Genomic DNA, 6,521 nt, shown 5'->3' on the forward strand with positions numbered 1-6,521 from the left:
ATGGCGACTTTTAATAAACGATTTCTAAATCTAATCCAGGGTAATTTTGTTGACGGAACGCTTCATAAATTAAAATTGCTGCTGTATTAGATAAATTTAATGAACGTACTTTATCTGTCATTGGAATACGTAAACAATGATCAAAGTTTTCTTCGATTACATTAGCTGGTAAGCCGTTTGTTTCTCTTCCAAATACAAAATAGTAATCCTTCTCGCGCTTGCTATAGTCAAACGCTGTATGAGCTTTCTCGCCATACTTTGTTAAATAGAAGAATTCACCGTCTTTATTTTTTTCATAAAATTCTTCAATTGAATCATAGTACGTAATTTTTACGTGCTGCCAATAATCTAATCCTGCACGCTTTAACATTTTATCATCCGTTGAAAATCCAAGCGGTCTAATCAAATGTAATTCTGTTCCAGTTGCTGCACAAGTACGAGCAATATTCCCTGTATTTGCTGGAATTTCTGGCTGATATAAAACAACATGTACTCCCACGCGATATTCACCTCTGTTTTTTGTCTACTACGTATTATACCACTTGAGCGAAAAATCTCTACCCATTAATAATATGAAAGAATTTATATTTCATTTGTGGTGTATATTTACTAGAGTCTTCATAGTTCCAATAACGTCGACGGCTATTCGCTGAATGTGCATTTACAAGCGGCATACCATCTGCATCTTTTGCTACTACAATCGTCGTATGATTCCATCTTCCGTCATCCTCGAAATCATAAGCAATGACATCTCCAAGAATAAGTTCTTCTGGCCTCTCTACCGCCTCTGCTCGAAGTCCTGTTGTAGCACCTGACAAATACCAATAAAAAGAATGTGCAACAGCCCAGCTCCAGCTCCACTGATTCTCCCTTTGCCACCATCCTTTACGAATATTAGGATATCCGCTCATAGGTACTTCTCCAGTATGAAGACATTGAGAAATGAAATTCGTACAATTATCAGGGAAATTACGATACATAGGATTTCGGTCATCCCACCAACGCTCTGCATATTTCACTGCCTCTAAACGATTATACTGATAAGAACCGTACTTCTCTTTCGTAATTTCCCTTTCTAATGTCTCACCCATTCTAATTTCTTCTGACACTTCAATAGCATAATCGCCTATAATCCGACTATTATTTAAACAAACTCTTCGTTTTAATTGTTCCTCTTCAATATAAAATAATTCTTTATGCTTAATTAAATATTTAAAATGTATTTGATAATCAATTTCTTGATGGTCATTACTATTTAATTGTCTAATGAAAGAAACATCCGCAGTTGCTTTCACTATATGTGCACTACGTCTTTGAAACAATTGTTTCTTTCTCAGTGCCATTTGTAGTAAATCCTCAGCAATACCATCCACATTCGTTCTTTTCTCCGTTATATATGCTAAAAATTGTTGTACTTGGTTTTCAATCTTCGTTTTTACAACCATTCTGTCTCCCTCCCATATTACAATATGAAAAAGGGAAATATTATCTACTCTTTTTTCTGTGCTAACAATTCAAGCCCGCGATTCATTTCATGAAGCACTTCTTCATCTTTCTCACGTTCCATCGCTTTCTCAATCGCTTCGCCTACTCCATCTCCGCCAATTTTCCCAAGTGCCCATGCTGCCGTTCCGCGTAGTACTGGTCTTGGGTCATCTTTCATAACACCAATTAAATCAGGAATTGCCGATGTTTCTTTAAAATGTGCTAATGCTAAAATCGCATTTCTTTGCAGTGGCTTTTTCCCTCTCCATGACCCTGACATAATCCCATATTTCTCTTTAAAATCACGATTACTAATTGTTAAAAGTGGCGTTAATAATGGTTTAACTAGCTCAGGATCCGGCTCCATCTCAGGATGATTATGAAAATCCATTCCTTTGTTTTTCGGGCAAACAGTCTGACACGTATCACATCCATATATACGATTTCCTATTTTATCGCGATATTCTTCAGGTAGGAATCCTTTCGTCTGTGTTAAAAACGCAATGCACTTCTTCGAATCTAACTGTCCCCCCTGTATTAAAGCACCGGTAGGACAAATATCGATACATTTCGTACAGCCCCCGCATTGATCTTCTATCGGCTTATCTGGCGGGAATGGAACATTTGTAATCATTTCCCCTAAGTATACGTACGAACCAAATTCAGGTGTAATAATAGAGCAGTTTTTACCGCTCCATCCAATGCCTGCACGCTCTGATACAGCTCGATCACTTAATTCACCTGTATCAACCATGGACTTCACTTCTATATCCGGAAGTTTTTCAATTAAATATGCTTCTAATTTTTGCAAACGATCTCGTAAAACAAGATGATAATCTTGTCCCCAAGAAGCACGACAAAAAATCCCACGGCGTTCTCCACGCTTACTTAATGGTGCATTTTTTAATTTTGAAGGATATGCTAAAGCAATCGCAATAATTGATTTAGCACCCGGTAATAACAGTTGCGGATTCGTTCTCTTCTCTATATCAGGCTCTTCAAATCCAGATTGATAATTTAATTGTTGTTGCTGGATTAAGCGCTGCTTTAATTCCTCAAAAGGAGAAGCACTCGCAAAGCCTATTTTATCTATGCCAATTGTTTTACTATACGCAATTACATCTTGCTTTAATTGTTCAAAATCCACTCTTAATCGCCTCCTCAGATGAATCCATCCCTTATGTAACGACTCTATTGGTTAGTAATTCACTTTTGGAATACTATTATTTACTTCTATTTTCGCATGTAATTAGGTTTTTCAAACATTAAAAAACGCAATGCCTCGTTTATCTCGGAAACGAAACACTGCGTTGATCACAATTTATAGAAAAACATTTAATAAAATTTGGAGCGGGTGAAGAGAATCGAACTCTCGACCAGAGCTTGGAAGGCTCTTGTTTTACCACTAAACTACACCCGCAAATATGAATTACATATAAGATATTAGAATAACTTATGTAAAGTAGTATAGCATGTAAAAAAAGTAGAGGCAAGAATTTTATCGAAAAAAGTCGAAAAAGTGATGAGAGACCTCATCACTTTTTCAATTCTTTATCAATTGCCTTCTTCATACTATCGAAATCAGGGTTTGCAAGATTTCCGTTTACATATACAGAAGGAGCACCTTGAACTTTTAATTTTTGAGCACGATCTGAATCTTTACGTACTTTTTCTTTAATGTCTTTACTGTGTAAATCTTTCTTAAATTGCTCTACATCAACTTTTGGAAGTTTCTCTTTCACAATGCTAAGAAGCAAATCTTCTGTAATCCATTCTTCCGTATCTTTCTTTTGATTTTGATAAATCTCATCATAGAAGATCCAGAATGAATCTTTATCTTGTTTATAAATTGCTTCACCAGCTGCTGCACCTAAATCCGAGTCTTTTCCGATAAATGGGAAGTTAATAAAATATAACTGCACTTTGCCTTTATCAATATACTCTTCTTTTAATCGAGGTAATACTGTTACATCCCAAGTACGACAAGCAGGACATTTAAAGTCTCCAAATTCAACTACCTTAACTGGAGCATCATCTTTCCCTAAAGATTGTTGCGTAGAATAAGCAAACATCTCATTCCCTTTATCTTTTTTGTCATTTATGATGCTATACGCAATTGTTCCAATTACAATCAATACTGCGATAGAAAAAACTATACCAAGAGCCATGAGTTTATTTGATTTCATATACATTCCTCTTTAAATTCATATTCTGTATACAGCATTGTACACAATACACATAATATCAACACTTATATACGTCACGCAATGAACACGCTCACATAAATTACAAAAACACAATAATTGTGACGATATTGTGTCACAATTTGTCACAATTTATTCAAAAAAAGAAGCTCCTCTGTAGGAACTTCTCTTAACTTACTGCTTTTTTACGCGCGCTATTTAACATCGACTGCTCTATTTTTATATCATGACGAATTACTAATTTCTCACTAACTGCTTGAACATACTCATCATGGCTTATATAGCCTTCTTTCTCCATTAGTCTCAAAACGACATTTCGTCTCTCTACTGCTTTATCATAGTTTTGGGCAGGTGAGTAATAAGCAGGTGCTTTTACTACAGCAGCCATCATTGCACTTTCAGCCAACGTTAATTGGTTCACCTTTTTACCGAAGTAAAGGTTTGCTGCTTTTTCAATTCCCCACGCTCCTTCTCCATAATAAATATTACTTACATATAATTTTAAAATTTCATCCTTCGTAAATGTGCGTTCAATTTTTTTCGTATAAAAAATCTCTTTCCACTTACGAGAAAATGTACGTTCATTTGTTAAAAAGGCATTTTTAGATAGCTGTTGTGTAATCGTGCTTCCTCCTTGCACGACACCACCAGCCTTTATATTCTCAACTGAGGCTCTAATAATTGCTATATAATCTAAACCGTTATGATGATAAAATCTTTTATCTTCTGTCGCAATAAATGCATGTGTTAATGATTCTGGCACCTCTAACTTAGCCGGTACATGTAATTTACTAATATCACTTTTCTCAATCATTACATTTCCAATGAATAATAACGTACAACTTAACAATAATAATAATATAATGGCTTTATAAAAAAGTTTAGTCATTGGATTTAATGCAACTTTTTGATGATAGTTCACCCTAGATAATACTCGTTCTTTCATCTTGAACACCTCTTTTCCACACAGCATATAACTCTTACTTTAAGAATACATTGTTGTAAAAAAATATCCCATCGATTTCTCTTACACGTACCTTACATCATTGTAAGGTATAAAGTGGAACTTTAATGAGCCCTCATCAATCAGGCTTACTGTCCAGCAAATAGTGGGATAAAAAAGTATTGTATCACAGTATTTTTTTATCTACTATTCATCTGAAATATTGAATATAGGTTATGTTAAAGCACGAATAACCAATAAAAGAGAAACCCTTAAGACTATTATATTTTCACTTTACACTTTAATTATATCATCTACAAATATATATACTTTTGACTATCTAGTAATCTAAATGTATATAACATATAGATTTATTATACAGAACAAACGTTCTACAAATCAATACTAGTGCTATTATTATTTTGACCTTTTTCTTAAACAGTATACAAAAAAGAGTAGTGATTCGAATGTATCTCAAATCGGCTACTCTTTTCTTTACAATCTTCCTATTAAATTATACGGCTGTACTTCCCACGTTTCATACGGAATAAAATGTGTTGCTCTCATTGCATCAAGCGTTCTGGATTTCATATGAGGACGCGTTATATACTCATCTATGTTCTCTTCATTTAAATCAACAAATTTAGCCTCTTGTATCTCTTCAGGTTGAGTTTTTATTTCACCACTTATATATGCTACTTTAAAAACAACAGCTAGAATATGCATAGAGGTATTATAATAAACCCCTGTAATTCCGATAGGCTTCACCGTTAACCCTGTTTCCTCTTTTATTTCCCTACAGACAGCTTGATCGAGCGCTTCGCCTTCTTCTACCTGTCCTCCTGGCAACTCCCACGTATCAGCTCGCCAGTGCACTTTTGTTAATAACACTTCATTTTTTTCATTTTTTTCATTTTTTAAATAACCTGCTACAGCAACTATATGCTTTGGTGTCTTATGTTCCATATTAAGCCTCCTAGAGATAATGAATATTTTATATATCCCTATAATCATATTCACTACCTACAACAAAATACCTTTAATACTTCATCACCTTAATTAACTTCATAAAAAAAGACCCTATCCGCTAAGCGAAAAGGGTCATCTATCGTATTACTCTCCTAAGTCTACGTTGTGATAAACTTGTTGAACATCTTCCAAATCTTCTAATGCATCAACCATTTTCTCAAATTGTGCTTGAGCATCTTCAGGAAGTGTTACATCACTTTGTGCAAGCATTGTTAATTCTGCAACTGTAAACTCCTCAACGCCAGCACCTTTAAGTGCAGATTGTACTGCATGGAATTGATCTGGTTCAGCATACACGATAACAGAATCTTCTTCTTCTAGAATGTCACGTGCATCTACATCTGCTTCCATTAAAATTTCAAGAACTTCATCTGATGTTTTACCTTCAAGACCGATAACAGCTGTCGCATCAAACATGTAAGCTACAGAACCGTTCACACCCATATTACCACTATTTTTGCTAAATGCAGCTCGTACATCTGCTGCAGTACGGTTTACGTTATTTGTAAGTGTATCTACAATAACCATAGCTCCATTTGGTCCGAATCCTTCATAACGAAGCTCGTCATAATTTTCTTCTGAACCGCCTTTTGCTTTTTCAACTGCACGATCAATAATTGTTCTTGGAACATTGTATGTTTTCGCACGCTCTAATACAACTCTTAGCGCTTGGTTTGATTCTGGATCTGGCTCGCCTTGTTTTGCTGCCACATAAATTTCACGCCCAAATTTCGCGTATATACGGCTTGTATTTGCATCTTTTGATGCTTTTTTGTCTTTAATATTGTTCCATTTACGGCCCATACTTTCCACTCTCTTTCCCGTTTTAAATCTACATAAAAATATTAATATGAAATATA

At 35.0% G+C, this 6,521-nt stretch carries 7 protein-coding genes and 1 tRNA gene; all 8 read right to left on the reverse strand.

Annotated features, from left to right (window positions below):
• Positions 1 to 10 precede the first annotated feature (10 nt).
• The gene (gene trmL, locus ACQGS6_RS20760; RefSeq protein WP_000538147.1) at positions 11 to 499 is read right to left on the reverse strand and encodes a tRNA (uridine(34)/cytosine(34)/5-carboxymethylaminomethyluridine(34)-2'-O)-methyltransferase TrmL; all 489 of its coding nucleotides are present in this window, start codon (positions 497 to 499) and stop codon (positions 11 to 13) included.
• Positions 500 to 557: 58 nt separating this feature from the next.
• Positions 558 to 1,445, reverse strand: a complete 888-nt coding sequence (locus tag ACQGS6_RS20765; protein ID WP_000260592.1) for an amidase domain-containing protein — start codon at positions 1,443 to 1,445, stop codon at positions 558 to 560.
• A gap of 44 nt (positions 1,446 to 1,489) precedes the next feature.
• The gene (queG, locus tag ACQGS6_RS20770) at positions 1,490 to 2,632 is read right to left on the reverse strand and encodes a tRNA epoxyqueuosine(34) reductase QueG (protein ID WP_000345216.1); all 1,143 of its coding nucleotides are present in this window, start codon (positions 2,630 to 2,632) and stop codon (positions 1,490 to 1,492) included.
• Between the two features lie 199 nt (positions 2,633 to 2,831).
• Positions 2,832 to 2,905, reverse strand: a tRNA-Gly gene (locus ACQGS6_RS20775).
• A gap of 115 nt (positions 2,906 to 3,020) precedes the next feature.
• Positions 3,021 to 3,671, reverse strand: a complete 651-nt coding sequence (locus ACQGS6_RS20780; protein WP_000841306.1) for a DsbA family protein — start codon at positions 3,669 to 3,671, stop codon at positions 3,021 to 3,023.
• A gap of 187 nt (positions 3,672 to 3,858) precedes the next feature.
• Positions 3,859 to 4,635: a transglycosylase domain-containing protein gene (locus tag ACQGS6_RS20785; RefSeq protein ID WP_000664715.1), complete on the reverse strand. Its 777-nt coding sequence runs from the start codon at positions 4,633 to 4,635 to the stop codon at positions 3,859 to 3,861.
• A gap of 492 nt (positions 4,636 to 5,127) precedes the next feature.
• A complete protein-coding gene (locus tag ACQGS6_RS20790; RefSeq protein ID WP_426965518.1) occupies positions 5,128 to 5,598 on the reverse strand; it encodes an NUDIX hydrolase in 471 nt (156 codons plus the stop codon).
• A 147-nt stretch (positions 5,599 to 5,745) separates the two neighbouring features.
• The gene (locus tag ACQGS6_RS20795; protein WP_000532952.1) at positions 5,746 to 6,465 is read right to left on the reverse strand and encodes a YebC/PmpR family DNA-binding transcriptional regulator; all 720 of its coding nucleotides are present in this window, start codon (positions 6,463 to 6,465) and stop codon (positions 5,746 to 5,748) included.
• Positions 6,466 to 6,521: the final 56 nt, after the last annotated feature.

Source organism: Bacillus sp. GMs2/2 (assembly GCF_050172095.1).
Taxonomy (GTDB): Bacteria; Bacillota; Bacilli; order Bacillales; family Bacillaceae_G; genus Bacillus_A; species Bacillus_A cereus.